Source organism: Sporolactobacillus pectinivorans (assembly GCF_002802965.1).
GTDB classification, from domain to species: domain Bacteria; phylum Bacillota; class Bacilli; order Bacillales; family Sporolactobacillaceae; genus Sporolactobacillus; species Sporolactobacillus pectinivorans.
Genome location: NZ_NXGA01000001.1, coordinates 2,107,077 through 2,133,807, shown reverse-complemented (window position 1 = coordinate 2,133,807; position 26,731 = coordinate 2,107,077). Strand labels below are relative to the sequence as shown.

Below are 26,731 nucleotides of genomic sequence, written 5' to 3'. Positions count from 1 at the left end.
CCATGATTTGTATCACACGAATAGTGATCTTTCGCCTTAAAGTATCCTCCCCTTTCCTTTTAAACGAATACATCATCTCTTTCACCTATTGATAAAAATTTGCCCCAGATACAAGTTGCAATTCCTTTATTTTGTAACGGTTTTGTCCAGACTGTGATGACACACAGTATTTTCCTGGGGCTAATCGTTTGATCGTTACGGATCTTATTTTATTGGGTATTTCTTGCCCGGTTTTACATTTCATGAGTCCCAGTTTGGGTAGCTTGATATGTGTGGCAACAGGCTTAATAATATTTCCATTCACATATTTTGATGGGTAAGGCTGTTTTAAAAACTTCTTTGACTTATACTTGGGAAAACCTTTGCGCTCTTTAAAGAACTTTTTTGTAGACTTCCACCGAGTCATGGTTCGTCGCCTGAAGACTGGTGCTTTCTGCATTCTTTAGCCAAGTGAATTCTTTTTTCAGTGCAGGCAAAAGATTGTTTAACGCATGAGCATTTAAAAAGGGAATTTTGGGGTTGTTTTTGTACCGTTCCATCAACAGGTTAAGTATCTGGTTCCAAATAAAGCGGTTGTAAACAAAATTGAGCTTCACTTTTAACCTTTGCACTTTGTTGGGATAAATCCTTACTTTGAGCCCTTTTAAGGGCACGATCTCACCTCTTTTCACTGTCTCATTAGAACGTAGTATAGCATGTGTGTTCGGTGACGAACTAGTTAACCGATGAACGAACCAAAGGGTAAAAGAACGGTCGCCCGAAACGTTGAGAAACCTCGGCAATAAATTGCCGAGGTTTCTCAGTTAGCAACTTGTATAAATCCTTCATTAAAGTTCCGGAAATACGTATCGTGTTTTCTCCCGCCAGACACCTTGTCCCATCAGGCAATCTGTACCAGCATCACTTTCTTAGCCCAATGATGCCGTCCCGCTGTATTTATAATGTGAGACAAAGCGGCTCCGGACATCCGGAACCGCTTACTTCAGCTCTGATTTCTCCTGCATTTGGTAATGGCTGACAAGCGGTGCCGCAAAAATAGTGAGCAAGGCAACCGGAAGCCAAGCAACCAGTAAAAACACAAATGCCACGACATGTTTTCTTTCCCATAAACACCAAAAGGGTAAAAGACCCAGCATCGATCCCATGAGCAGTCCCACCGCACCATAGCATACCAGCAACTGCAGATAGTAGGCGATCATTTTTATCAGCTCCGTCACTCTTTTTAACAGCATATGCAGTGCAGCAATAAAAGTGAGGCGGAGAAAATCATGACCGAACGACGCTCAGGCACGCTCGTAAACAAGAAACGAATGCGGAAAAATGTTTTTTCTGTCCAAAGTGCCCGGCGTATTGGAAACAAGGCGCCATTGGCAATTTTCTAACACTGTAAAATAGGTGTCTCCCTCAAATTCGGCATCAATCTTTGTGAGATACAGCCGGTCAGCATACGCAATAAAGGTATTAAAAATATGTGCGCCACCGATCACAAAACATTCTTTTCCAAAGGTTATACCGCTGCCGAGCAGTTCCTCGACGGAATGGTAGACATCGACTCCGGCAGGAGAAAAATCAGCATTCCGGGTCAGGACAATATTTTGCCTGCCCGGAAGTGGTTTACCCACTGACTCAAAGGTTTTTCTTCCCATTATTACCGGGTGGCCGGTGGTCAGAATCTTAAAATAGCGGAGATCGTCAGGCAGATGCCAAGGGAGGCTGTTATCGCGGCCGATCAGTGCGTTCCGGTCCATTGCGAGCAAAAATGAAATCATACGGACACCTCGCCCTTAATATGGGGATAAGGATGATAATCCTCAATACTGAAATCGCCATAATCAAAATCAAAAACAGATTTCACGTCGCGCATAAATTTCAGCTTGGGAAGTTGACGTGGTGCCCGCGTAAGCTGTTCTTTCACCTGCTCAGTATGGTTCAGATAGATGTGCGCATCACCAAGCGTATGTATGAACTCGCCGGGCTCAAGCCCGGTCACATGCGCGACCATGCAGGTCAGGAGCGCATAGGAAGCGATATTAAACGGAACGCCAAGAAAAATATCAGCGCTACGCTGGTAAAGCTGACAGCTTAGTTTGCCGTCATTCACGTAAAACTGAAACAGGCAGTGACATGGCGGCAGCGCCATGGCGGAAATTTCGGCCGGGTTCCAGGCAGTAACAATCAGCCGGCGTGAATCCGGATTGTTTTTGATCTGATCCATCAATTGAGCAATCTGATCAATAGTTTTCCCATTTTTCCCCGGCCAGGAGCGCCACTGGCTGCCATACACTGGGCCCAGATCGCCATTCTCATCCGCCCATTCATTCCAGATCCGCACGCCGTGGTCTTGCAAATATTTTACATTGGTATCACCCTTCAGAAACCAGAGCAATTCATAAATAATTGATTTGTAGTGCAGTTTTTTCGTCGTCATCAGAGGAAAACCATCCTGAAGGTTAAAACGCATCTGATAGCCGAAAAGGCTGATGGTTCCCGTTCCCGTACGATCGGATTTTTGGTGACCTTCTTCAAGTACCTTGCGGCAAAGATCCAAATACTGCTTCATAGCCAGTCCACCCTTCTTTTCTCTCTGCGATCTAGTGTATCATAACTTTTCCCTGCCGGAAACGCTCAGTTGCCGCGTCGTTCATATTCGTACTCCGGAACGAATAAGGATATTACAAGGCTCTGTGAACAGGAGGAATCATGATGGAAGCCGAGGATACACAGAAAAATCCATTGAATCAGCTGCGGCGCAGCCAACCGGACCGACTTGGAGATACATGGTCAGAATGGTGCCGGACAGATCGCCAGCACGCTTTCACTCTGATCAATGATCCGCAGCTGGAATTTCCGGTTCTTTTCATGCTGAAAGATCAGTTGGAGGAACGGGATACAGATCTGGAACTGCGTCCGAGGATTGCGCTCTCTCAGATCCAAAATGTGCTGCACGGTGCAGATCTCGGAATCAATGAAGGGTTCCCATTTTCCGACCAGCATGATCTTGTTGTCGTTTCTATGCTCTGGATCCTCCAGAGCGGATGGAACAATATTATTTCAACGGACTATACCCAGGTCATTGACCAAACAGCCATCCAGATTCTGCATACCTACCATCAGGACTGGATCAAAGGGATGACCAACCTGATCTTCTATCGCTATAAAAATAAAAGTCAGCGCCACTACCTGATCAGCGCACTTCTTGAAATAGCAAATCCCGTTTCGCTTGTTTATCAGGCAAATTTTCTTCTGTCCGATCAGAATGTGGAAAGTGATTATGCCCGGCGGATGCTTAGCTTTATCCCTGAAGTCCGCCACACTCCGGATAACAAAACCGCTTTTCTGTCTTTTGAGACATGGTATGAAGAAAACGAGCATTACCTGGTTTACACAGGTGAAACCAACGATGCGGTGCCGGGAGGGCACCCCTACCGAATTCATTACAGTGCAAAATATTTGGGAAAAGCAGTCGATGCCAAAAGCGGTGAACCCATTCAGGAAATGCTCCCAGGTGAAAAACGAAACTATACTGATTTTCTCAAATTGCCCGGCAAAGTTCAGATGAGTCTGTCGACCGGTTCCGCGCGCTTGAGAAAACAACAGCCGAAAAGCTGGCGGGCCTGGATTAATCAGCCCATCCCTCAGCAGCTTGCGTCACTCAATATTTCATCAGGCGGAGGCGAAAGAAGATGATCATTACATCCGGTCAGACTTTTACAGCGGATATGTATGGTAGTTTCGCAGAATCCGGCCGCTATGCGCCGGTCATCATCCGCATGATGGCCGAATCATCCGAACTGTTTGCCTATCCGTCGCGGCACGAACTGACTTTCGAAATCAAAATGCGTAATGAAACAATCGAGGCCGCCCGCGCCCTTTTTTCAAGCGGCGTAGCATTTGCTACGTTTTACTATTCAGCTTGCAATGAAACGTTCTGGAACCTGACAGGGGACGGTGGTTTTGAACTCAGGACGGGAATTCAGCCATCGGCAGCAATAGATGATATTTTTCAGAATGGCGAAGCTTATGCCTTCGAATGCGCAACAGCCATGATGATTGTTTTTTACAAAGCGCTGATCAAAACAATTTCTCAAGAAAGGTTCAACGAGGTTTTCCAGCACCTTTACCTGTGGGACTGGCAAAATCACCCTTTTCTCCCATTGAAGAATGCCCATCATGTCGGTCAAGGAATACCCGGGGATGTCCGCTACTTTAAAAATCCCGAGGTCAACCCACAGACACCGCAATGGCAGGGTGAGAACGCGGTCGATTTGTCGAATCATCTCTATTATGGCCACGGTATCGGTACCCTTTCCGCTGACCAGATTATTAACGAACTGAACAAATATCGCCGGAGAGGCGCGGAAATTTCCGCTTTTTTGATGAACAGTGCAACCCGTCCGGATTATCTGTCGCTATCGGCTCTCGCGGACGGATCGCAGATGGAAGGAATCAGGATTGCTGCCGGCACCTCATTTTATACCTTCTGATCGTTCAAGAGATCCGAGGTGTTCAAACGGTTAGAGCAGCAGAGACCATGAACAGCGCCAAGACATGGTGGATCCCATAAACCAGTTCCTGCCACAGGATCCTGGTGATTCCCCCCTACAATTGCGTGCTGCCATCCGGCTGACCGACAGACCCCGCTCATTTTTATACTCAGCCAGCTTTTCAGCTGCCCGCGCATTGAAATAAACCGCGGCATCAACTGTTTGTTCCATACTCCTGGAAATTGGTTGGATGCGGTTACTGCTTCCCGCAACCGGAGTTTTGCAGTGAACTGGACACAGATTACTGTCAGCGTCAGTGCGATTCGGAAATCTAAGCAGAGAATGGCTGTCATCGGATAGAGGAGCGGCCGGCTACTGCCGGGATTTGAGTGACGCCATCCAAAAGGTGACAGCCAGAGTACTGATATTAAATTAACCCGAAGGCTTGATATAGGAACGTGTATTCGTATATAATAACTTCAGGTGATAAAAATGGATAACAATGAACTTACAATACTGGAAAAACATATTATCCAGCGATGCATCTTTCTGCCGATGATCCGCATCGCTTTAGAACAGGACAAAAAAATCATCGCACTGACCAATACGAAATTCAAAGCTCAGTATCTGGAGGCGCTCAATCTGGCCGTTTTGCGAGTTACTGAAGACATGAGAAAAAATAAAGACGATCTTTTTGACCATCATATCCATATGACGCGAAGAACATGGCTGGATTACGAAGTTTATACGAGAGGCCATGTTTTCAAGATCAGTTATCAGAAAAGCGTGGCCGGAGACTGGATTTACGAACGGGTCAGACAATATCTCACTACGGAATAATTGACTTGTCTCCTCTGCGCACCATTACACTTTCGCGGTTTCTCGCCCACGCCGTGCCAGCTGCAGGTTATAGCGGTTGCGCGGATGGCTGCGGCAGGTAGCACTACAGGAACGATGGTATTTCTTTTCACAGTTCTCGCAGCATATATACTGCTTATTGCATTCCGGGTTCGCACAATTGACAATTCGATCGCACGGCTTGCCGCAACGGTGGCAGTGTCCGACAATAACGTCTTCGTCTGTGCGGTTAACGGGAACAGAAATGCGTTTGTCAAAAACATAGCATTTCCCGTCATACAATTCTCCCTTTACTTCAGGATCTTTGCCATACTCAACAATGCCGCCGTCCAGTTGACTGACATCTTTGAATCCGGCTTTCAGAAGATAGCCACTAAATTTTTCACAACGAATGCCGCCCGTACAGTAAGTCAGCACTTTCTTGTCTTTGCAGTCAGCCAGATTTTTTTCAATCCAGTCAGGCAGGTCGCGGAACGTCTTAACATCCGGGAGAATGGCATGCCTGAAATGGCCGATCTGTGTTTCATAATTATTCCGTGCGTCAATCAGGATTGCGTTCTCCTCCTGCATCGCATCATGAAATGCTTTCGGTTTCAAATGTTTCCCTGTCATCTGATGTGGATCGATATCATTTTTCAGCTTAAACGCCACGATTTCCTTGCGCGCTCGGACATTCATTTTTGTAAAAGCGTGCCCGTCTGCCGAATCTGTTTTAAAAACCATGCCGCTGAACCGTGGATCGCGATGGAGCGTATCCATGTAGATCTGAGTCTGTTCTTGCGTCCCCGACAAGGTACCATTCAGGCCCTCCTTTGCGACCAAAATACGTCCCTTCAGCGCCAGACTTTTGCAAAAGGTCAGATGCTCTTGGGCAAAATCTTGCGGATTATCAATAGTTACGTATTTATAAAAGAGTAAAACGCGATATGACTTTTCATCGTCCATGTTGTCCACCTCAATCAACATAATTGCCGGCAATTGTTGCTACCGGTTTGCTCTTTCATTATCCTATCAAAAAAATGTTTGTGTGACAAATGTCACACTATATCAATTTTATTGAGTGCTCTTCACTTTTGTTCCCATTTCATATAAGCTTATGAGACCAGATGAAATGCAGGCCGATTGTGACTTATTTGGCAAAGATTGTGGGGCTAAGAAATGAAGAACTATGACGTTATTGTTATCGGCGGTGGGCCTGCCGGGTTAATGGCATCCATTGCCGCCGCTGAACGCGGTGCAAAAGTCTGCCTGTTAGACAAAGGGGACAAACTGGGCAGAAAGCTCGCTATTTCGGGCGGCGGTCGCTGCAATGTCACCAATGCCATGCCGATCGATGAACTGATCCGGCACATTCCAGGAAACGGACATTTTTTATACAGCGCATTATCAGAATTTAACAATCAGGATATTATTCATTTTTTCGAAGGGATGGGCATCCAGCTGAAGGAGGAGGATCATGGCCGGGTATTCCCTGTCTCAAACAATGCGCAATCCGTCGTCCGCGCCCTATTGCAAAAGATTAACGAACTGAATGTAACAGTCAAAGTCAATCAGCCTGTCGAAGCGGTGCTTTTTGGGGAATGTGCAAAGGGTGTGAAAACAAAATTGGGAGAAAAAATAGAGGCCCCTTGCGTCGTTGTCGCAGTCGGTGGAAAGTCCGTGCCGCAGACCGGTTCAACAGGTGACGGATATTCGTGGGCAAAATCGGCCGGCCACACGATCACTGAACTCTATCCGACAGAAGTGCCGCTGACATCTGAAGAGCCGTTTATTCAAGCGAAAGCACTTCAGGGACTTTCCTTGCGCGATGCTGCAGTCACTTTGGTCAACCCCAAGGGAAAAGTAATACAGACGCACCGATGGGATCTGCTTTTCACTCACTTCGGCCTATCCGGACCTGCCATACTGCGGCTCAGCCAGTTCGTCGTTAAAGCCCTCAAAAAATATAAAGTGTCTGCCGTTGAAATTCGGATTGATACGTTTCCAGATTGCAGTTTGGATGAAATAAACAGGCATCTTCTTCATCTTGCACAATTGTCACCTAAAAAAGAAATTAGAAACGTTTGGAAGGGCATCGTGCCGGAAAGATATCTGTTATTCTTACTAGATCAGGCCGGGGTGTCGCCGGGAATAAATTTCAGTCAGCTGTCAAAAGAGAGCATCAGAAAAACGGCTGGACTGCTCAAAGCATTTCCAGTCCAAGTCAACGGCACACTGCCGATTGAAAAAGCATTTATTACGGGTGGTGGTATTTCATTAAAGGAAATCAATCCGAAAACAATGGAATCCAAAATCATGCCGGGATTATATTTTTGCGGAGAAATTATGGATATTCACGGTTATACCGGTGGATACAACATCACCTCTGCCTTTGTCACCGGTCATGCGGCGGGAACCGCTGCAGCAAAAAAGCTGTCCCATTCCGTTGAATGATGGGACAGCATTGATTTGTTTTCTCAGCCTTACAGCTGTAACTTTTTTATGCCGAAATGCCAATGTAGTTTTTGACAATAAATCCGATAAAGAAAGTTAATGCCGCTACACCGACACTGACAAAAACCATTTCCAAAAAACGTTGTTTAAAGCTAAGTTCTTTCGCAACAGCCATGTAAAAACTGAACACAAAGATGATAATAACAGCTATGATGACCGTAAACAAAAGCGCAAGCATATAGTCATGCGCCGGAAGTGCAAAAAACGGAAGAACCAGTAACACAACCGTCAGCAAATAAGAAAATCCGGTATAGATCGCTGCCGTGGCTGCTTTTTTTATATTACCCTCTGACCGTTCAGCCATAAATTCGCTCGCAGCCATTGAAAGTGAAGCGGCAATGCCGGCAATAAGACCTGCAACGGCAATCATTTTTGTATTGGACATGGAAAGAGTGAATCCGGCGACACTGCCGGTAATTTCAACAAGCGCATCATTCATGCCGAGGATGATGGCACCGACAAAATCAAGACGGCGCTCTTTTAACTGTGCGATTAAATCCCTTTCCTGCTGAATCAAAGCGTCGATTTTCTGTACCTTTTCGGCAGGAAACCCTTCCGACAGCTTCACATAGTGGCGTACACTGCGTTCTTTTACGTCCATCATCAGCTGAGTAACAAAAGTAAAACCCAGTATTTTGCTCAGGAAAACATAAAAACGAAATAACTTTCCGGCATCAGCCCCATGCTCACCTGGTAAAACGGTAGAAATTAGGTGCTCCTCAGTATCGGAAATCTTTGCGTAAGTCTGCCGATTATGCTCAATCAGTAAATTCGATTTCCAATATCTGAAAAGCGAGAGATGCAAAAGCAGACGCCTTTGTATCTTAAGAAAGCTTCTTTTCTCCTCTGTCACCTTGACTACACCTGTCTTTTTTGGTCGCACCATCCGTGCGATCTTGATTCATGTCTCTGCAATGTTGCTTGTCATACATTGCCCTTCGAGACAGGTTTATCTTATCACCACAGCGTCAGTGATTCAACTATAATGATTATCTTTTTATAATAAAATAAAAAATGATCAAAATGTCCGTTGTTCCTGACATCCAGCAGGTTTATTACAATTGATTTTAATTATCATTTTCATTTGAACAAACAATTTATCATTTAATAAATGTCGTTCTAGAAATAGCCTGAACCACTTCCCTATCGCTTCTCTAGAACATCCAGCTCTTCAGTCAATGAAGCCATCTGCTGTTCAACCACATACTTAGCATCTTTAAGTGCGGTATTATAAATAACAGGAGCACACTCTTTCATAAAAAAGGAATACATATTTTCGGCACCAATCAGGCCAAGTTCTTCATGATAAGTATCAAAATAATAGGACTGAAGTTTTTCAATGATTCCATCTTTCTGCGCCTTTGAAATTTTCAATTTTGAAACTCCTTTATAAAAAAAACGTTTCGTCCGGCTGATCCGGCACGAAACGCCCTTTCATTTTTTCTTCAAAACAAGCCGGCAACTTTTCCATCCGAATCGACATCCATATTCAATGCTGCAGGATTTTTCGGCAATCCGGGCATCGTCAGGACGCTGCCGGTCATAGCAACAATGAAACCGGCACCGACTGAGACTTTCAGTTCACGGACGTGAATGATAAAATTCTCCGGACGGCCGATCAGTTTTGGATCATCTGAGAGTGAATATTGTGTTTTAGCAACACACACGGGAAATTTATCCCAGCCATTTTTCTTTATTCGAACTAGCTGTTTGCTTGCTTTCGATGAAAATTCCACACCTTTCCCGCCGTATACTTTTGTAACCACAGCGGAAAGTTTGTCTTCAATCGAGTCTTCCAGACTATAAAGCGGTTTAAACTGATTTCCGGTGGATTCTACTGTATCAACAACCAGGTGTGCCAGCTCTTCTCCGCCCTTTCCCCCATCTTCCCAGACCTTTGCCAAAGCAACCGGATGACTGTTTTTAGCGCACCATTCTTTGACATATTCGACTTCACGGTCTGTATCAAAGATGAAATGATTGATCGCAATGACGTAAGGCAGACCAAATGTTTTAATGGTTTCAATATGACAGGCGAGGTTTTCCATTCCCTGCGCCAGCGCTTCCAGATTCTCAGTTTTGAGTTCTTCTTTTTTCATACCACCGTGCATTTTAAGTGCACGTATCGTCGCGACAATGACCACTGCAGCTGGGTTAATATGTCCTGCACGCGTTGTAATATCAAGAAATTTTTCTGCGCCAAGGTCGGCCCCGAAACCGGCTTCCGTGACGACGTAATCGCCAAGTTTCGCACCCATTTTTGTCGCAAGAACGCTGTTACACCCATGAGCAATGTTGGCAAACGGGCCGCCATGCACAAACGCCGGTGTATTTTCCAAAGTCTGTACCAGGTTTGGATGGATGGCCTCTTTCAGCAGCAACGTCAAGGCACCCTCAACTTTCAGGTCTTTGACAAATACCGGTTTTCCGTCGTATGTATAAGCAATAAGCATTCGACTGAGCCGTTCCTTCAAATCCATAAGATCTTCCGAAAGACAGAGAATAGCCATTATTTCTGACGCAACGGTGATATCAAATCCATCCTCACGCGGAATACCGTTCGCCTTACCGCCAAGACCGATAATGACGTGGCGAAGTGCGCGATCATTCAGATCAACGACACGTTTCCAGACAATCCGCCTTGGATCAATATTCAGCTCATTTCCCTGCTGAATATGATTGTCCAGCAGAGCCGCTAAAGCGTTGTGGGCTGCGGTAATCGCATGAAAATCACCTGTAAAATGCAGATTAATGTCCTCCATAGGCACAACCTGAGAATAGCCTCCTCCCGCAGCGCCCCCCTTAAGTCCCATGGTCGGACCAAGTGACGGTTCACGGAGCGCAATGACCGCCTTTTTGCCAATCCTGTTCAGCGCCTGCCCCAGTCCGACAGTAACCGTTGATTTTCCTTCGCCAGCCGGCGTTGGATTGATCGAAGTGACAAGAATAACTTTACCATCAGCCCGCTCTTGCAGCTTTTTAAGCGCTTTCACTGACACTTTTGCCTTATAGCGTCCATACGGCTCCCAGTCTTCATCTTCAAGCCCAAGGCCGGAAGCAATGTTACTGATCGGAGCTAACTTGGCTTCCTGAGCAATTTCAATATCGGACTTTACTGTTTTTGATTTATCTGTCATTTTTAGCTGATCACCCAATCACATTAGTTATCCGTTTCATTTCTTATAATAACATAATAGCTACTTTGCAATAATAAGCTGCCGGAAAAATTACCGTTTTTCTTCGATTAAATTTTGTTGTATGCTAATATTTGTATTCACTACTTATGGGGAAGGGATGGAAACTTTTGATTGAAGTTTCATTTGACGGGGCTTCGGTCGGCAATCCGGGGCTTGCCGGCGGAGGAGTGTACATAAATTCAGGAGGCAGTGAAATCCGGGAATCCATTCCTCTTGGTGTATTGTCAAGCAACCATGAAGCTGAATTTGCCGCGCTTGTACAGGCACTTCAGTATTGCCTGGAAAAAGGCTACCGGAGTGTATCTTTCAGGACAGACTCACAACTGGTCAATCAGGCACTTGAAAAGAGATATGTAAAAAAGGCTGAATATGCGCATTATCTGGAGCGGGCACTCACTCTGATTGACCGGTTTGATCTCTTTTTCTGCAAGTGGATACCGGATGAAAAGAACCGGAACGCGGATGCTTTGGCCCGTTTTGCCATCCGGAAGCAGCAAAATGCCGATAAAAGTGAGTGTGGTCCACTGTGACGTTCAGACGTGCGCTTACTGCAGATGCAATATTGCTAGGCATTACATTTGTCTGGGGAACGACATTTATTATTGTCCAGGATGTCTTGGGCAAACTGACCCCGATGACTTTCAATGCCTGGCGTTTTCTGATTGCAGCTTTGTTTCTGGCTGCCTGGAAACTGGCATTCGGAAAAAATAAAACAATAGACCGCTCACATTTAATCCGTCTGATTGGTGCGGGGTCACTGCTTGGAATTTTTCTTTTCATCGGGTATGGCTGCCAAACCATCGGGCTTCTTTACACATCGGCGTCAAATGCTGCCTTTATTACCGGGCTGAGCATCGTGCTCGTCCCTATTCTGTCAGCCCTGCTGCTCAGAAAATTGCCGCCGGCGACCGCAGCGGCAGGAATACTCTTTGCCGTTGTCGGGCTCTTCTTTTTGACAACGCACGGACGGTTCACACTGAATCGCGGTGATCTGATCGTGCTGATCTGTGCTGTCGCCTTTGCCATGCACATCGTTTTTACTGCCAAAGTCACTGAACAATTCAGCAGCCTGTCTCTCACCATTGTACAGTTGACCGTTGTTGCCTTATTCAGCTTTATCTTTGGTTTCTCGGCAGATGGAGTGCGTATTATCCGTTTACAGACACTCCTTGAGCCGGACATTCTGACAGTCATTCTATTTATGGCTCTGTTTGCCACTGCTTTCGCTTTTCTTCTCCAAACATTCCTTCAGAAAAAAACACCGGCAACACATGTCGGGATCATCTACATAATGGAACCGGTATTCGCTGCCTGGACCTCCGTGCTCTTTCAACATGTGACTCTCGGTGCAGCAGAACTGACAGGCTGTGGATTTATTCTGATTGGTATGCTGCTTGCCGAATGGCCCACTGGAAAAAATCTCGTAATTGAGCGAACGACCTCAAAATGATATCCGGCAGAATAGTGCTTCATTGGCACTGAAATGCTACATGAAGCAAAAAAAGAATCCGAAATCGGATCCTTTTTATCATTGTTATCAAATTTCGAAACCAGTTTTAAAGATCTCCTCTGCACCGAGCGGTTCATAATTCATAAACGCTAGGGAGCTCATTTAAATTCACATCTATTCCCTCAAAATTAATTGTTCCGGTTAACGAAGCAATTGCTTGTATTCATCAGTCAATTTCATAAACAGTGCTTTATCCCCGGAATCCAGACTTGCGTCAATTTCAGATCGCAATTGCTTTACTTTCTGCTTAAATTCCATCTCATCAAGGATCATTTGGGCATACATTTCGACAACCGAGACCTTCGCCTGCTGTTCTTTGTAGAGAACAAGCGCCTTCGTATTTTGCTGGAAAGAGTGATCATTGTTCATCTTTATTGCCCCCTTTGCACTTTTCACTATTCTACAATACTTTTCTGAAAGTTACAACCATTTTTGTTTATTTTCTTTTAACTTTTCCAACTATTTCGATTAGTAAAATTTTGAAAAAATATGTTTTTTAGTTCTTCTCCGGATAAGAAAAAGCTTGCCGATTGGCAAGCTTTCAGGCGCGGGTAGCGACGGCCGTGAATGGTCCGACATTTTCTCTTAATTTGTATGCCTTCTAACAGAACAAAAAAAGAAGAAGCCATAGACTTCCCCTTTTTACACTATTTATTCGATTAACAATCGATCGGTGCATTAAAAATGCTGCGACTTCTGCCTGCTTCTTCCTCTGAAGCTGCTGTGTTGCCTCCGGTCACGGTCGCGGTCATGGGAATAGTAATTTCTTCCCCTTCCGTCTTTGTTGTATTGTTGATGGTGATTGTTTCTCTTAACCATCAGCGGCGCCTCGCGGGTAAGACGAACCGGCGTAGTATCCGGTTCTTTGGTTAAAACCTTAAGGGCTGCCGCAACAATATCTGCCGGGTCATTATCTGAAAGCAGTTCTTCAGCTCTCGTTTCATAATCATGATAGTTATCATTTTCAAGTGATTCTTTCAGTGTATCGACAGCTACTTTTTGCTGACCGGCAAGCGCCTGCTCATAGCTTGGAGCGTTGACCTGCTTCATAGGCTGTTTGGTCAGACGTTCGATCGCTCTCAAATGCGGGAATTCACCAGGAGTGATGAATGTCAGCGCCAACCCTGTCTTTCCGGCGCGCCCGGTACGTCCAATGCGGTGTACATAACTTTCCGGATCCTGAGGCAGATCAAAATTGTACACATGAGTGACGTTACTGATATCCAGTCCACGGGCAGCGACATCTGTAGCAATCAATAGCTTGACTTCATTTTGCTTGAATCTTCGGAGAACCAGATCACGTTTTGACTGTGTCAGATCTCCATGGATCCCTTCCGCTTCATAGCCGCGTTTTTGAAGTGCACGCATCAATTCATCAACACGGCGCTTCGTCCTTCCAAAAACAATCGCACGTTCCGGCATCTGAATATCAAGAAAGCGTGTCAGTGCATCAAATTTTTCCGGTTCCCTGACCTTGACATAATTCTGTTCGATCAGAGAAACAGTCAGAGTCTTTGCTTTAATCTGTACTTTCTTAGGATCCTTCATGAATTTTTCCGCGAGATGTTGAATCGGTCCCGGCATGGTAGCCGAAAAGAGAAGTGTCTGACGTTCTTGCGGGGTGCTTTCCAAAATTTCATGGATATCGTCAATAAATCCCATATTCAGCATCTCATCCGCTTCGTCGAGAACAATTACTTTGATCTGACTGAGGCGGATTGTATGTCTTTTGATATGATCTAATAACCTTCCTGGCGTTGCGGAGATAATGCTGGGACGCCTTTTCAAGTCACGGATCTGTTTCTGGATGTCCTGGCCGCCATAAACAGCAACCGTTCTTACCTTTTTAAAATAACCCAGTGCGTTCAGTTCCTGAGCATTCTGGATGGCAAGCTCACGTGTCGGAGTAATTACCACTCCTTGAATATCGGGATCAGCCGGATCGGCCGACTCAATCATCGGAATCCCAAACGCCGTTGTCTTCCCTGTCCCTGTCTGAGCCTGGCCAATCAGATCAACACCTGTTGCCGCAACAGGTATTGCTTGTTCCTGAATGGGGGTCATTTCCTTGAACCCCATCCTTTCGGTCGCTTTCAGTATTTCTTCGCTTACGTCTAGTTCTGAAAATTTCATTAAGTCGTAATGTCTCCTTTTTTCTGTTCAGTTTTTATTCATCAAATGTTTAGGCATTCCCCGCGACGGACGGAAAATGCCTACCAAACATTGAGCAAATTTCATCTTTGTTTTCAACAAGCAAGCCTCTTCCATCCCTATTATTGCCTAAGCGCATAATTTCACAATAACATGTACAGAAATTAAATGCAACGATTTATAACAATGAGACGTTTGACGAGCGGCGGCTTCTGTTTTTTTCAGCACTTTTCTGCATCAGAATGCAGGATTTCACAATCCATTCATACATGAAAGATTTAAGTGTAACACATTGGTCATTAAGTGTGATAACATTTAATTATACAGAAAGAGGAACGAGGTACACTGATGATGGTTGAAACAACGAGGGAGCCTACGCTGATTTTCATGTTCGGGGCTACCGGAGATCTTGCCCGAAGAAAACTTTACCCGGCTCTTTACGAATTATACAAAAAAGGCCATGAATTTGCTGTAATCGGTCTTGCCAGACGGCAGCATACGCATGAGTCCTATCGCAGCATGGTGGACCGCGTACTGTCCCCGGATGCTGATCAGCGGAAAAAATTTCTGGATCGTTTTTTTTATCAGCCTCTGGACATAGAACAGCCAGATCATTTTGCACTTTTGAAGAACATCAGTGACCAGATTGATACTCAGTTTCATCTTCACGGAAACAGGATGTTTTATCTTTCACTCGCTCCTCAATTTTTCGGCCTTGCTGCCAAAAATCTGAAGGGGGCAGGTCTGACTGATTCGGCGGGCTGGAAACGTCTGATCATCGAAAAACCATTTGGGCATGATCTGAAATCAGCCGAGAAACTTAACCATGATCTTCTGCAAGTTTTTGACGAAGCCGAAATTTATCGGATTGACCATTACCTCGGTAAGGAAATGGTGCAAAATATTGAAGCGCTCCGTTTTGCCAATCCGATTTTTGAGTCCGTCTGGAACCATCGCAGTATTGCCAATGTCCAAATTACATTAAGCGAAACGCTCGGAGTAGGTGACCGGGCAAGTTATTACGACCAGACCGGCGCCTTGCTCGACATGGTACAGAACCACATAATGCAGTTGCTGACGCTGACAGCCATGGAACCGCCGAGCCGTTTTGAACCGGAAGACATCCGTCAGGAGAAGGTTAAAGTACTGAAGTCTATCCGGCCGATGTCCTCGGACGCGATCACGAATCAGATCGTGCGTGCACAATATACGGCCGGTGTCATGCCGGATGGAACACGAACTGACGGCTATCATGATGAAAATAACATAGATATGAGTTCAGACACAGAAACCTTTGTGGCAGCAAGACTTTTTATCGATAATTACCGCTGGACCGGTGTACCGTTCTATATCCGCACCGGAAAGCGACTGGCAGCAAAATCAACTGAAGTTGTTATTCAATTTAAAGACATTCCTAATAACCCTTATTTGTTTGAATTTAATCACATCGGTCCTAATCTGCTCGTCATTCATATTCAGCCGGACGAAGGTCTGTCGCTCAAGCTGAACGTTAAGGAATTCGGCGTGGAAGGCGACACCGTGCCTATCTCAATGAATTTCAGCAACAACGGCAAACATCATGAAGACACGCATGATGCATATGAGCGCCTGCTGTCCGACTGTCTGAGAGGAGATTCCACAAATTTCACCCGCTGGGATGAGGTTGCTTTTTCGTGGTCGCTCACAGATTCCATTGTCGCGGCATGGAAAGATATACCGCTTGACTATTATGAAGCCGGCACAATGGGTCCCGCTTCATCCGACAGGCTTCTGGCCATTGACGGATTTCGATGGTGGCCGTTGACAAAAATGGAATAAAATTAATTTAGAACTCATGGAACCATAAAATAAATAAAGGCTTAACCGATCCGTGTGCCATTCTTCAGAAGCTGCTGGATCTGTTAAGCCTTTTTTCTATGCATCATTTTTTAGTTGTTTGGGAATGCCGGGTATTCCATCAGCCGATTAGGACGGCTGAACTGCTTTGAAGCGTGTCACTTCATCGGCAAACGCAACCATTAACTTTTTGGTGACAGGACCCGGCTGTCCGCCGGCTGCAGGACGGCCGTCAATTTGAGCGACAGGCATAACTTCATTGCCGGTGCTGGTAATAAATATTTCATCGGCCGCGAGCAGCTCTTCCAGCGTGAACGGTCTTTCATCGACAGTGATGGCCATTCTTTCGGCTAGTTCAATAACAAAATGCCGGGTAATTCCATTCAGAATAAAATGATCAGCCGGATGTGTGATCAGTCGTCCGTCTTGGACGATAAACACATTGCTTGAGGAACCTTCCGTCACAATATCTCCGCGATGCAGGATTGCCTCGTCCGAACCTTGTTCATGTGCATGCTGTTTGGCCAGCACATTGCCGAGCAGATTCAGTGTTTTGATGTCACAACGAAGCCAGCGGATATCCTCGGCAAGACTTGTTTGGATTCCTGCTTCCTGATTGCTTCCCCATGTATGGCCGACTACCGATCCCGTCAGAACAGATTCAGTATGCTCAGGAAAAAAATGCTTCCGCGGCGCGGTACCGCGCGTGACCTGAAAATAAACTATTCCATCATTGATTTCGTTCATCTGGATCAATTTGTTCAGATTTTCAGTTAATTCCTCGAAACCGAACGGCAGCGAAAGCCGCAATTCATTTGCGCTTCTCTTTAGTCGTTTCAAGTGTGGATCAAGCAGAAACATCTGTCCCCCGTACACGGGAATCGCTTCATAGATACCGTCACCAAATTGATAGCCCCGGTCTTCCATATCCACTTTCCCCTGTTCACGCGGCACAATCTGATCCTGGAACAAAATAAAAGACAAAACTATCCCCTCTTTCAAACAGCATCTCAGGCAGTAGCCTTTTTATTCAGTATATTCTACATTGTTTGATCAAACAATGTTTTTTTATCAGATGATCACTAGAAAAGCTGTCGATCACGGATGACGATTGATTGCCGTCAGAAGTCGGGCAGAAAGCTTTTGATACCCCTTCTCATTCGGATGGAAATGATCCTCATAAAGTAAAGTGCTTCCTGTACCTTTAAAAATGTCAGCCGTCGGGATGAAAATAATTTTTTTATATTGTCCGGTTATTTTTTTACTGTTGGCATTCCATCGGTTCAGAATTGGAACAAAGTCTCTGTTCGCTTTCCCTAGATAATCTTCGAATGGGTTATATAGTCCGAAATAATAGATAGGCGCATTGGGATTGAGTTTTCTGAGTTCAGAAAAAACCTGCTCCAGATGGGCAGAAAAAATTTTCTGCTGGGCCGCGAAATCGCTTGTACTTAAATCCATAAAATGATTTCTTAGAACACGCACAAGGTCATTTCCACCAATCGTCAAAAAAATTGTATTAGCCTGCCTAACTGATTGCCTGGCCTGTGGCCTTTTCAACACATTCAGCAAATCGGTGGAAGTATCCCCGAGATGTCCAAGATCATCGACTGAAACCTTCTTCACACTTTTCTGCCTCTGAAGGGCGGCTGATGTCATCCCGACATAACCATGGTTTTTCTCATCTCCTACCCCTTGTGTTAACGAATCTCCAAGCGCGACAATCCTGTAAGAATATGTAACGATTGGATGATGCTTTTGCTTTGGTTCAGCAGGCCAGTAATGGTAGATTGCTAAACTTCCTACCAGCAATATGGCTAAAACTCCAATAATCATTATGACAAACTTTTTAATGTTCCTGCACCTCTCCAAAATGTTGATTCATTCCCCGTACCACCACTGCAGTGCCCGTTCTTCAATCTTATGAACAGCAGCATCTTTTCCCTTGGAATAACTTTCTCCGTCATAGGGAAAGGCAACAGCTAATTCTTCTTTTAAACGACTGTAAAAGTCAGCATCATCATCGTGAACTTTCAGATAATCCCGAAATGCCAGATGACGGATCACATTCTCTGTTTCTTCTCTGAAAACATGAAGGTGAACAAGATGATTTCCCATTGCATCTGTTTTGCAGAAATAGCGGCGTCCGGATATTCCATATTCGCCATATGACTGGTAACCCAGCCTTTCAATCCCGGAAGCCAGAGAATCCACCTGCTCAAGATCCGTAACTTCAGCTAAAATATCAATCGTCGGTTTGGCGAGTATTCCAGGTATCGCCGTGCTGCCAATATGATGAATAGCGCTCAGAACCGGATGAAGAACATGAGAAATCCTCCCCGCTTCTTTTTTGTATTCCTGCGCCCATTCTTCTTTGTAAGGCACCAAAATGATGTGTCTCTGCATCGAATCGGTCAACTCCCGTCAGCAGATAAAATACTGTCCGATAATTATTCGGACAGATACTATTTTATCATAAGGCCTTCATCCCGGCACCCGTCAGAAATATAAAAAAGCCTGGTGATCGGCAAGCTTTCAGCTGTTGACAGAGGCCAAATTGTGCCGGTCCGCCGAATAAAAAAACAGCGGACAGTCCGCTGTTTTTTTATTCGATTTATTTAACTGCTTGTACATGTTTCTGATCAATTTTCTGTTCAATCTTTTCCAAAGTCTTTTCGTTACTCAAAATTTCAGACTTGTTTTTTAGAACGAGCTCTTTAAAGGCGTGTTTTTTCCTCATATGCCCGCCTCCTTTCTTTATATTTTATCCGCTTGTCCTATCTCTCTTATTATAAAGGGTAAGAAAACGTTTTCTAATATTGTGTGAATATTTCATTACATTCTTATCTTTCCCCTTATTTTGTCGCTTAAACCTGATCGTTATAGTTTGATATCTTATTTATAAAAAATATGACTATCTGCTACAATAGAAAAGTCAGAATACCATTTGGGAGGTCTTTTTTAGTGGATCAACAAATCAATGCTTTTCTTGAAAATAATCGGGCGCTTCATCTGAAACAAATGTCCGACTTTCTCTCAATTCCCAGCGTTAGCTCAGATTCCTTGCACAAAGCGGACGTCAGAAAAGCGGCCGAATGGCTTGCCGGGGATCTTAGGGAGGGCAGGTTGGAAAATGTTCAAATATTGGAGACTGCAGGACATCCGGTCGTCTATGCCGATTATCTAAAAGCTGAAGGAAAACCAACGGTCCTCTGTTACGGGCACTACGATGTGCAGCCTGTCGATCCAGTTGATCAGTGGAAAACCGACCCCTTTAAACCGGAAATCATCGACAATATCATTTATGCACGCGGCTGCAGCGATGATAAAGGCCAGGTCTTAATGCTGGCAAAAGCAGCTGAATCAATACTTGCAGTTAAAGGAGAACTTCCGGTTAATATTAAATTCTGCTTTGAGGGCGAAGAAGAAATCGGCAGCGCCCATCTGGACGATTTCATCGATGACCATCTGGAATTACTGAAAGCCGATGTGCTGCTCGTATCGGACACAACAATGATCGGAATTGACCAGCCGGCTGTCAGCTACGGTTTGCGCGGTCTTTGCGGACTTGAGGTTCATCTGCGCGGTCCGAAGGGTGATCTTCATTCAGGCGTGTACGGCGGCGCAGTACAGAATACACTCCACGCCATGGTTGAGCTGCTTGCTTCTCTTCACGACCACAGCGGAAAAATTGCAGTTGAAGGCTTTTATGATGACGTCGAAGAACTGACCGCAGAAGAAAAAACAACCTGTGAGAAAATTTCTGATGATGATGCATTAAAGAAGGAATTAGATGTCGACACGCTTTGGGGAGAACCGGGTTATTCTACCATAGCCAGAATTTGGGCGCGTCCAACAGTGGAGCTAAACGGAGTCTTCGGCGGATTTCAAGGTGAGGGTCTCAAAACAGTTATTCCTTCCAAGGCAACGGCAAAAATCACCTGCCGTCTCGTCCCGAATCAGGACCCTGCCATGATCGCTGCACTTTTGAAAAAACACTTGAACGCACATCTCCCGGCAGGCGTGAAAATGGATATTCGGCTGATGGATCATGCAGAACCATTTGTCATGCCGCTGGATCATCCTGCATTAAAGGCCGCAGGAGCAGCGCTTAAGGAAGCATTTCATGTTAACCCTGTCTTTTCAAGACAAGGCGGGTCGGTCCCGATTGTAAATACATTCCATGATAAATTGGGGCTGGCACCAGTGCTTATGGGTTTCGGACTAGCCACAGAAAACTTTCACGCACCAAATGAACATTTTCATCTTGTCAACTTTGACCGCGGCCTTAAAGCCTTAATTGATTTTCTCACCTTTTTGCCTGAGCAGATGTGAGTCAGAATTCGTACACACTAAACCGGGGGGACTTTCATCGTCCACCCCGGTTTTTTATTTATAAAGGGACCGTCCTAAAAGGACAGTCCCCCAGATGAAGAAGATGAAATTGAATCAGATTTTACGAATTGTTATCTTTCAGAGCGGCTAAAAAGCCATTTGAGATGCATTGGGCAAGTTGGACTTTCCAATGGAATCCTCTCCTCCGATAATAACCGAAAAGATCAAAACATTTTCTGATCTTCTTCGCTATTTATCATGCCCATGACTTCTTTAAATATTCATCGACAGCAAAAAAATTTATCACGCCTTCTCATTAAGTTTCCGGCGCAAAATTGTCTGAAGAATTCCTCCATTGCGGTAATAATCAATTTCAACTTCACTGTCAAAGCGGACAATGACCTCGAATGGAATGACTGATCCGTTTTCAGAAACGGCCTTGGCTTGAAGGATCTGTCCGGGAACGACTTTTTCGTTGATATCAATGCTGATTTGTTCCTCGCCGGACAGGCCTAGTTTGCCTGCACTTTGGCCCTCCATGAACTGAAGCGGAAGGACACCCATCATCACTAGATTGCTGCGGTGTATCCGTTCAAAGCTTTGAGCGATGACCGCTTTTATTCCAAGTAAATTGGTACCCTTCGCGGCCCAGTCTCTTGAGCTGCCCATACCGTAATCCCAGCCGGCCAGAACAATCAGACCCGTTCCGTCTTTTTTATACTTCATGGCTGCTTCATAAATCGGCATAACCTCTCCGGACGGCCAGTACGTCGTATAGCCACCTTCAGTTCCCGGAGCAATTTTGTTGCGGATGCGGACATTTGCAAAAGTACCGCGCATCATGACCTCGTGATTTCCCCGCCGGGATCCGTATGAATTAAAATCAAAGCGCTTGACACCTTTACCAAGCAGGTATTGTCCAGCCGGGCTCTTTTGAGAAATGGCACCCGCCGGAGAAATGTGATCCGTTGTGACAGAATCGCCAAACTTTCCGATGACCCGGAGATTTTCAATCGGCTTGATTTCCTTCAGACCAGCTGAAAGCTGTTCAAAAAACGGTGGGTTCTGGATGTAAGTTGAATCCGGATCCCAGTCGTACAGCTCGCCTTCACTCGTCTGAATCGAGTTCCAACGCTGATTTTCAGTGAAAACACGAGAATACTCTTTTTTAAACATTTCCGGATTGACAGATTGGCTTACTGCCTCGGCAATTTCATCACGGGATGGCCAGATATCTTTGAAATACACATCCCGGCCATTTTTATCTTTACCAAAAGAATCGTGCTTCACATCAAAATGAACCGTGCCAGCCAATGCAAAAGCAACGACAAGCGGTGGCGAGGCCAGATAGTTTGCCCGAATCAGAGGATGAATCCGCCCCTCAAAATTTCGATTTCCGGAGAGGACCGCAGAAACAGTCAGATCGCTGTCTGTAATCGCCTTTTCAACCTCTTCCGGGAGAGGTCCCGAATTGCCGATACAAGTCGTACAGCCATAACCAACAAGATTAAACCCGAGTTTTTCAAGGTAAGGCATCAAACCGGCATTTTCCAAATAGTCCGTAACCACTTTTGATCCCGGTGCCAGACTGGTTTTCACATAATCCGGAACCGTCAGGCCCTTTTCGACTGCTTTCTTAGCCAGCAGACCAGCACCAATCATCACACTTGGATTGCTTGTATTCGTGCAGCTCGTAATCGCTGCAATCACCACCGCACCGGTTTTCAATTCCGTTTTACTTCCATCTGAATGTTCAATAAATGCGTTTTTCCCTATTTCATCAGACTTAAAGCCAAAACCATGATTTCCGGCCGGACTCGTGAGCGACGCCGCAAATTCATCTTTGATTTTTGCCAGTGCGATGCGATCCTGAGGGCGTTTTGGTCCGGCTAGCGATGGCTGAACATCAGAAAGATTCAGCTCAATTACTTTAGTGAAACGCGGATCCCTAGAATCCGGTGTATAAAACAGTCCGTTCGCTCTGCAGTAATCTTCAACAAGTCGAATGGATTCATGCGAACGTCCCGTCAGAGACAGATAGTCCAGTGTCACTTGATCGACGGGGAAAAATGTTGCCGTAGCACCATTTTCCGGTGACATATTCGAAACCGTTGCCCGGTCGGCAAGAGACATATGGGATAAGCTCGGCCCGAAGAATTCGACAAATTTGCCAACGACACTTTCTTCACGCAGAATTTGTGTCACTTTCAATGCGAGATCAGTTGCTGTTGTCCCATCAGGGAGGTTGCCGGTGATCCGGATACCAATCACTTCAGGTACTGGAAAATAAGAAGGCTGACCCAGCATACCCGCTTCGGCTTCGATACCGCCGACACCCCAGCCGAGAACACCCAGTCCGTTAATCATTGTCGTATGTGAATCGGTTCCGACCAGTGTATCCGGATAAGCTGTCAGGCTGCCGTCATCCTCAGTAATTGCGTGAACAACGGAAGCCAGATATTCGAGATTCACTTGGTGAACAATCCCGGTAGCAGGGGGAACAGCGCGGAAGTTTTCAAACGACTTCTGTGCCCATTTCAGAAACTTGTAACGCTCACCGTTGCGCTCAAATTCCCGGACCATATTAAACTTCAGGGCATCATCCGTTCCGAACCGGTCAACTTGAACGGAGTGGTCGACAACTAGATCAACAGGTTTTTCAGGATTGATTTTTTTCGGATCACCGCCGGCATCTGCCATCGCTTTTCTGAGAGAGGCAAGATCAACGACAGCTGGAACACCGGTAAAATCCTGCAAAATGATCCGTGAGGGGTTGAACGGAACGTCAATTGTTTTGTTCAACTCTTCTGTTCCCCATTTTGCCAGGTTTTCGACATGCTCCTGCTTAACGACCTTGCCGTCACATTGACGTAAAACAGCTTCCAGCAATACTTTTATCGAATATGGAAGGCGTTCAATATCGCCGAATTTCTTTAGGACCCTAAGATCGTAAAAACAGTAGGTTTTCCCGTTGCTGGTAAAATGATTACGCGCATGAAAAAAATCCTTCCGTTTGGATGTGTTGCTTTCTGCAGCCGTTGCCATACCATCACCCTCTCTATAATTTACAATTTACTCACAACTTTAACTTTATCTTAAATGATAAAAGTAAATAAGTAAAATTATACAATAGAGAACCTGTGATCAATAACATACAGCACTGATTGCATGGATCTGTTCGTTATTAAATCATGAGTTTTAAGCGTTTGGAAGGCGAACAATAAACTTATATCGGTCTGCGCGATAAAGGGACTTTGTAAACTCAAAAGGTATGCCGCCTTTCAGAAAAGACAACCGTTCAATAAGCAGCACAGGTGAGCCCTTAGGTACCTCTAAAAATTTTGCTTCTTCTATCGTAACAATTGAGGCCTCAAGCGTCTGTTCCGCATGGTCAATCGCAAAGCCGCCTACTTTTTCGATATAATCATAAAGAGACTGGTTTGCCTTTTCTGCAGTGAGTTCAGGAACAAGGACGGATGGTATAAAGGTGGTTTCAATGGCCATTGGATACCCATCAGCTATACGGGTTCTCTTCACTTCAAAAATTTCCTGCCCTTCGGCAAGCTTAAGCTTCGCTGCAATCTTTTCTGAGGGATGCAGCCGATTAAAGCCAAGCAACCTACTGTCTGGCTTCAACCCACGGCTGACCATTTCCTGAGTAAATCCGGTCAGGCCGGTCAGCGGCTTCTCAATTTTTTTCTGTCCTGATACAAAAGTCCCCTTCCCCTTAAGGCGGACAAGTATCCCTTGAACGACAAGATCCATCACTGCCTGCCTGACTGTCATCCTTGATACATGGAATTGCTCGGTAAACTCCTTTTCAGACGGAATTCTGTCCCCCACTTTAAGGTCTTCCGTTTCAATCAGATTTTCAATGTACTGCTCAATCTGAAAGTACACTGGAATCGGTGATTGCCGATCAATCATTCAAAATTTCCCCGCTTTCTTTTTAGTCCGGGCAAGCGCTTCTGCATCTGCAATAACCGTGACATCCGGATGGCTGATCAGGACAGAAGCAGGAAAGTCGGTATCAGTTTTTTCAGTATTCAACAGCCTGCTCATCGCCTCCGCCTTATTTTCCCCGGAGACAATCAACAAAATGGACCTGCTTTTCATGATTGTGCAAATCCCCATTGTTATGGCCTGCGAAGGAACGGCATCAATCGATCCAAAAAATCTTGCATTGGCCCTGCGGGTTGAATCTGTCAGCTCAACGGTATGCGTCCCAATATCGAACGGTGTGCCCGGTTCATTAAATCCGATATGCCCGTTGCGTCCGATTCCAAGAAGCTGAAGATCGACGCCGCCCAGTTCTTCAATCATTTGATCATAGCCCCGACATTCCTCACTGAGAGATAATGCATTGCCATCCGGAAGAAAATGCTGCCCTGCCGGAAGATCGACGAACTTAAAAAGATGATTTTCCATATATGTGTGGTAGCTGTTCGGATCATCCCTAGGAATACCAACATATTCGTCCAGATTTACAGTGCGGATTTTACTGTAACTGGTGTGATTTTTTTGACGGTCTTCCACAAGCTTGCTGTAAGTTCCTTCGGGAGTCCCGCCTGTTGCAAGCCCAATGACTGCATCGTTTTTCCTGCGGACAAGTTGGCTAATGATTGAAGCCGCACGTCCGCTCATTTCATTTTTATCTGCAACGGATATGATTTTCATTACTGAAGAGCCCCTTCTCTTTGATAAGCGATAGTTCCTCTGCACACGGTCATAACCAGTTGGTTTTGCCCGTCAAGAATGATGAAATCAGCATCCTTGCCCACTTCGAGTGACCCTTTTCGGTCAAATACGCCACATTGAAGTGCAGGATTGATAGCACCCATCTGGACAATATCTTCAAGTGTCGCATCCGTAAATGTAAGCATATTTCTTAACGCCTGATCCATTTTCAGCACGCTGCCGGCAATCGTCCCCGATGAAAGGACAGCCAATCCGTCCTTTACATGGACTTCCTGACCGCCAAGATCATAAACGCCGTTTTTCAGGCACTTGGCACGCATGGCATCTGTAATCAGAATCATTCGATCGCTGCCTTTCAGTTTATAAGCAAGGTTGACCATTCCCTGGCATACATGCTTGCCGTCGCAGATCAGTTCAGTATACAATTCATGATGCAGCAGCGCCCCACCCAGAATGCCGGGTTCACGATGATGCATGCCCCTCATGCCATTATAGACATGCGTCACTTGGGTAGCGCCTGCAGCGATAGCCCGGATGACATCCTCATCAACACCATTGCTGTGGCCGATTGACGCGACAACATGCTGATCGGCAAGATGGCGGATAAGGGACAGTCCGTCTTTTATTTCAGGGGCAAGCGTCACTTCTTTTATGTGACCACCGCTCAGTTTCTGCCATTTATCAAAGCGTTCAATATCGGCATCTGAGATATATTCCTGCGGCTGTGCTCCGCACTTGTCTTTGCTGATAAACGGGCCTTCCAGATGAACGCCCAGAATCTCTGCTTCGCCAGGTTTCTGTCGCCCGATTACTTGGGCAGCATTAACCAGTGCAGATTCAATAGCCTCTTCAGACTGCGTAATTGTCGTAGCGAGAAATGAAGTCGTTGCTTCCTTGGGGAGGGTTGAAGCAATCGTGCCCAGCGCTTCCGGTGTCGCGTCCATCGTATCAGCGCCATTAGCCCCATGAATATGCATATCGATCATTCCCGGTATACATTTATACTCTGAAGGAAAATGAAAAACTTCATCTGAGCCTTGATCCAGTGAGTGTCCAACCGACACGATTTTTCCCTGATTAAATGCCAGACTCCCGTTGCCAATCCAGTCATGATCCGAATAAATAGTACAGCCGATTATTCTTTTCAACATGATTATTCGCTCCTTTTG

General features: G+C 45.4%; 27 protein-coding genes. 8 read left to right on the top strand and 19 right to left on the bottom strand.

Going from position 1 to position 26,731, the window contains the following annotated elements:
* Positions 1-371 precede the first annotated feature (371 nt).
* The 4 genes from COP04_RS10255 to COP04_RS10240 all read right to left on the bottom strand — a co-directional run bounded on the left by COP04_RS10255 (position 372) and on the right by COP04_RS10240 (position 2,560).
* Positions 372-653: a helix-turn-helix domain-containing protein gene (locus COP04_RS10255; RefSeq protein ID WP_157800256.1), complete on the bottom strand. Its 282-nt coding sequence runs from the start codon at positions 651-653 to the stop codon at positions 372-374.
* 324 nt (positions 654-977) lie between these two features.
* Entirely contained in the window at positions 978-1,199 is a 222-nt protein-coding gene (locus COP04_RS10250) for a hypothetical protein (RefSeq protein ID WP_100487918.1), read from the bottom strand.
* 84 nt (positions 1,200-1,283) lie between these two features.
* Positions 1,284-1,769, bottom strand: a complete 486-nt coding sequence (locus COP04_RS10245) for a dihydrofolate reductase (protein WP_100487917.1) — start codon at positions 1,767-1,769, stop codon at positions 1,284-1,286.
* Positions 1,766-2,560, bottom strand: a complete 795-nt coding sequence (locus COP04_RS10240; protein WP_100487916.1) for a thymidylate synthase — start codon at positions 2,558-2,560, stop codon at positions 1,766-1,768. The genes COP04_RS10245 and COP04_RS10240 overlap by 4 nt, the downstream gene beginning before the upstream one ends.
* Before the next feature lie 143 nt (positions 2,561-2,703).
* On the opposite strand from COP04_RS10240, the gene COP04_RS10235 reads away from it, so the two are divergent.
* Together COP04_RS10235 and COP04_RS10230 are read left to right on the top strand one after the other, a co-directional pair.
* Complete coding sequence (locus COP04_RS10235) at positions 2,704-3,687, top strand: hypothetical protein (protein ID WP_100487914.1); 984 nt, start codon at positions 2,704-2,706, stop codon at positions 3,685-3,687.
* A complete protein-coding gene (locus COP04_RS10230; RefSeq protein WP_100487913.1) occupies positions 3,684-4,484 on the top strand; it encodes a protein-glutamine gamma-glutamyltransferase in 801 nt (266 codons plus the stop codon). Before COP04_RS10235 ends, COP04_RS10230 begins: the two co-directional genes overlap by 4 nt.
* A gap of 30 nt (positions 4,485-4,514) precedes the next feature.
* Here the strand turns inward: COP04_RS10230 and COP04_RS10225 are convergent, their stop codons facing one another.
* A complete protein-coding gene (locus COP04_RS10225; protein ID WP_100487911.1) occupies positions 4,515-4,715 on the bottom strand; it encodes a hypothetical protein in 201 nt (66 codons plus the stop codon).
* A 261-nt stretch (positions 4,716-4,976) separates the two neighbouring features.
* Between COP04_RS10225 and COP04_RS10220 the strand changes: the two genes are divergently transcribed.
* On the top strand, positions 4,977-5,324 hold the full coding sequence (locus COP04_RS10220) for a YhjD family protein (RefSeq protein ID WP_100487909.1): 348 nt from the start codon (positions 4,977-4,979) through the stop codon (positions 5,322-5,324).
* 24 nt (positions 5,325-5,348) lie between these two features.
* Here COP04_RS10220 and trhO read toward each other — a convergent pair whose 3' ends face one another.
* Positions 5,349-6,287, bottom strand: a complete 939-nt coding sequence (gene trhO, locus COP04_RS10215) for an oxygen-dependent tRNA uridine(34) hydroxylase TrhO (RefSeq protein WP_100487907.1) — start codon at positions 6,285-6,287, stop codon at positions 5,349-5,351.
* A 213-nt stretch (positions 6,288-6,500) separates the two neighbouring features.
* Between trhO and COP04_RS10210 the strand changes: the two genes are divergently transcribed.
* Positions 6,501-7,775 carry a BaiN/RdsA family NAD(P)/FAD-dependent oxidoreductase gene (locus COP04_RS10210; RefSeq protein ID WP_100487905.1) on the top strand — a complete coding sequence of 425 codons (1,275 nt, stop codon included), beginning with the start codon at positions 6,501-6,503 and terminating at the stop codon, positions 7,773-7,775.
* Between the two features lie 46 nt (positions 7,776-7,821).
* Here COP04_RS10210 and COP04_RS10205 read toward each other — a convergent pair whose 3' ends face one another.
* The 3 genes from COP04_RS10205 to COP04_RS10195 all read right to left on the bottom strand — a co-directional run bounded on the left by COP04_RS10205 (position 7,822) and on the right by COP04_RS10195 (position 10,972).
* Entirely contained in the window at positions 7,822-8,688 is an 867-nt protein-coding gene (locus tag COP04_RS10205) for a VIT1/CCC1 transporter family protein (RefSeq protein ID WP_239984829.1), read from the bottom strand.
* A gap of 290 nt (positions 8,689-8,978) precedes the next feature.
* Positions 8,979-9,209 carry a DUF2164 domain-containing protein gene (locus COP04_RS10200; RefSeq protein WP_100487903.1) on the bottom strand — a complete coding sequence of 77 codons (231 nt, stop codon included), beginning with the start codon at positions 9,207-9,209 and terminating at the stop codon, positions 8,979-8,981.
* Between the two features lie 71 nt (positions 9,210-9,280).
* The gene (locus tag COP04_RS10195; protein WP_100487902.1) at positions 9,281-10,972 is read right to left on the bottom strand and encodes a formate--tetrahydrofolate ligase; all 1,692 of its coding nucleotides are present in this window, start codon (positions 10,970-10,972) and stop codon (positions 9,281-9,283) included.
* Between the two features lie 167 nt (positions 10,973-11,139).
* Here COP04_RS10195 and COP04_RS10190 point away from each other — a divergent pair, with 167 nt between their 5' ends.
* Together COP04_RS10190 and COP04_RS10185 are read left to right on the top strand one after the other, a co-directional pair.
* A complete protein-coding gene (locus COP04_RS10190) occupies positions 11,140-11,562 on the top strand; it encodes a reverse transcriptase-like protein (RefSeq protein ID WP_100487900.1) in 423 nt (140 codons plus the stop codon).
* Complete coding sequence (locus COP04_RS10185; RefSeq protein ID WP_100487898.1) at positions 11,559-12,482, top strand: DMT family transporter; 924 nt, start codon at positions 11,559-11,561, stop codon at positions 12,480-12,482. The genes COP04_RS10190 and COP04_RS10185 overlap by 4 nt, the downstream gene beginning before the upstream one ends.
* Positions 12,483-12,683: 201 nt before the next feature.
* Here the strand turns inward: COP04_RS10185 and COP04_RS10180 are convergent, their stop codons facing one another.
* Complete coding sequence (locus COP04_RS10180; RefSeq protein WP_100487896.1) at positions 12,684-12,911, bottom strand: IDEAL domain-containing protein; 228 nt, start codon at positions 12,909-12,911, stop codon at positions 12,684-12,686.
* Positions 12,912-13,220: 309 nt separating this feature from the next.
* Positions 13,221-14,675, bottom strand: coding sequence for a degradosome RNA helicase CshA (gene cshA / locus COP04_RS10175; RefSeq protein ID WP_100487895.1), 1,455 nt, complete (start codon positions 14,673-14,675; stop codon positions 13,221-13,223).
* A 369-nt stretch (positions 14,676-15,044) separates the two neighbouring features.
* On the opposite strand from cshA, the gene zwf reads away from it, so the two are divergent.
* Complete coding sequence (gene zwf, locus COP04_RS10170) at positions 15,045-16,511, top strand: glucose-6-phosphate dehydrogenase (RefSeq protein ID WP_100489623.1); 1,467 nt, start codon at positions 15,045-15,047, stop codon at positions 16,509-16,511.
* Between the two features lie 147 nt (positions 16,512-16,658).
* Here the strand turns inward: zwf and dat are convergent, their stop codons facing one another.
* The 4 genes from dat to COP04_RS10150 form a co-directional block, all read right to left on the bottom strand.
* On the bottom strand, positions 16,659-17,513 hold the full coding sequence (gene dat, locus COP04_RS10165; protein ID WP_100487894.1) for a D-amino-acid transaminase: 855 nt from the start codon (positions 17,511-17,513) through the stop codon (positions 16,659-16,661).
* A gap of 114 nt (positions 17,514-17,627) precedes the next feature.
* Positions 17,628-18,365 carry an SGNH/GDSL hydrolase family protein gene (locus COP04_RS10160; protein ID WP_100487893.1) on the bottom strand — a complete coding sequence of 246 codons (738 nt, stop codon included), beginning with the start codon at positions 18,363-18,365 and terminating at the stop codon, positions 17,628-17,630.
* 45 nt (positions 18,366-18,410) lie between these two features.
* Positions 18,411-18,935, bottom strand: a complete 525-nt coding sequence (locus COP04_RS10155) for a GrpB family protein (protein ID WP_100487891.1) — start codon at positions 18,933-18,935, stop codon at positions 18,411-18,413.
* Positions 18,936-19,143: 208 nt separating this feature from the next.
* Positions 19,144-19,269 (bottom strand): FbpB family small basic protein, encoded by a 126-nt coding sequence (locus tag COP04_RS10150; RefSeq protein ID WP_100487890.1) that lies wholly within the window; start codon positions 19,267-19,269, stop codon positions 19,144-19,146.
* A gap of 224 nt (positions 19,270-19,493) precedes the next feature.
* On the opposite strand from COP04_RS10150, the gene COP04_RS10145 reads away from it, so the two are divergent.
* Positions 19,494-20,864, top strand: coding sequence for a dipeptidase (locus COP04_RS10145; protein ID WP_239984828.1), 1,371 nt, complete (start codon positions 19,494-19,496; stop codon positions 20,862-20,864).
* 303 nt (positions 20,865-21,167) lie between these two features.
* Here the strand turns inward: COP04_RS10145 and acnA are convergent, their stop codons facing one another.
* The 4 genes from acnA to nagA all read right to left on the bottom strand — a co-directional run bounded on the left by acnA (position 21,168) and on the right by nagA (position 26,713).
* Positions 21,168-23,909 carry an aconitate hydratase AcnA gene (gene acnA, locus COP04_RS10140; RefSeq protein WP_100487887.1) on the bottom strand — a complete coding sequence of 914 codons (2,742 nt, stop codon included), beginning with the start codon at positions 23,907-23,909 and terminating at the stop codon, positions 21,168-21,170.
* 153 nt (positions 23,910-24,062) lie between these two features.
* Positions 24,063-24,791 (bottom strand): GntR family transcriptional regulator, encoded by a 729-nt coding sequence (locus COP04_RS10135; RefSeq protein ID WP_100487886.1) that lies wholly within the window; start codon positions 24,789-24,791, stop codon positions 24,063-24,065.
* On the bottom strand, positions 24,792-25,541 hold the full coding sequence (gene nagB, locus COP04_RS10130; protein ID WP_100487884.1) for a glucosamine-6-phosphate deaminase: 750 nt from the start codon (positions 25,539-25,541) through the stop codon (positions 24,792-24,794).
* Positions 25,541-26,713 carry an N-acetylglucosamine-6-phosphate deacetylase gene (gene nagA / locus COP04_RS10125; protein WP_100487883.1) on the bottom strand — a complete coding sequence of 391 codons (1,173 nt, stop codon included), beginning with the start codon at positions 26,711-26,713 and terminating at the stop codon, positions 25,541-25,543. The genes nagB and nagA overlap by 1 nt, the downstream gene beginning before the upstream one ends.
* Between the last annotated feature and the right edge of the window lie 18 nt (positions 26,714-26,731).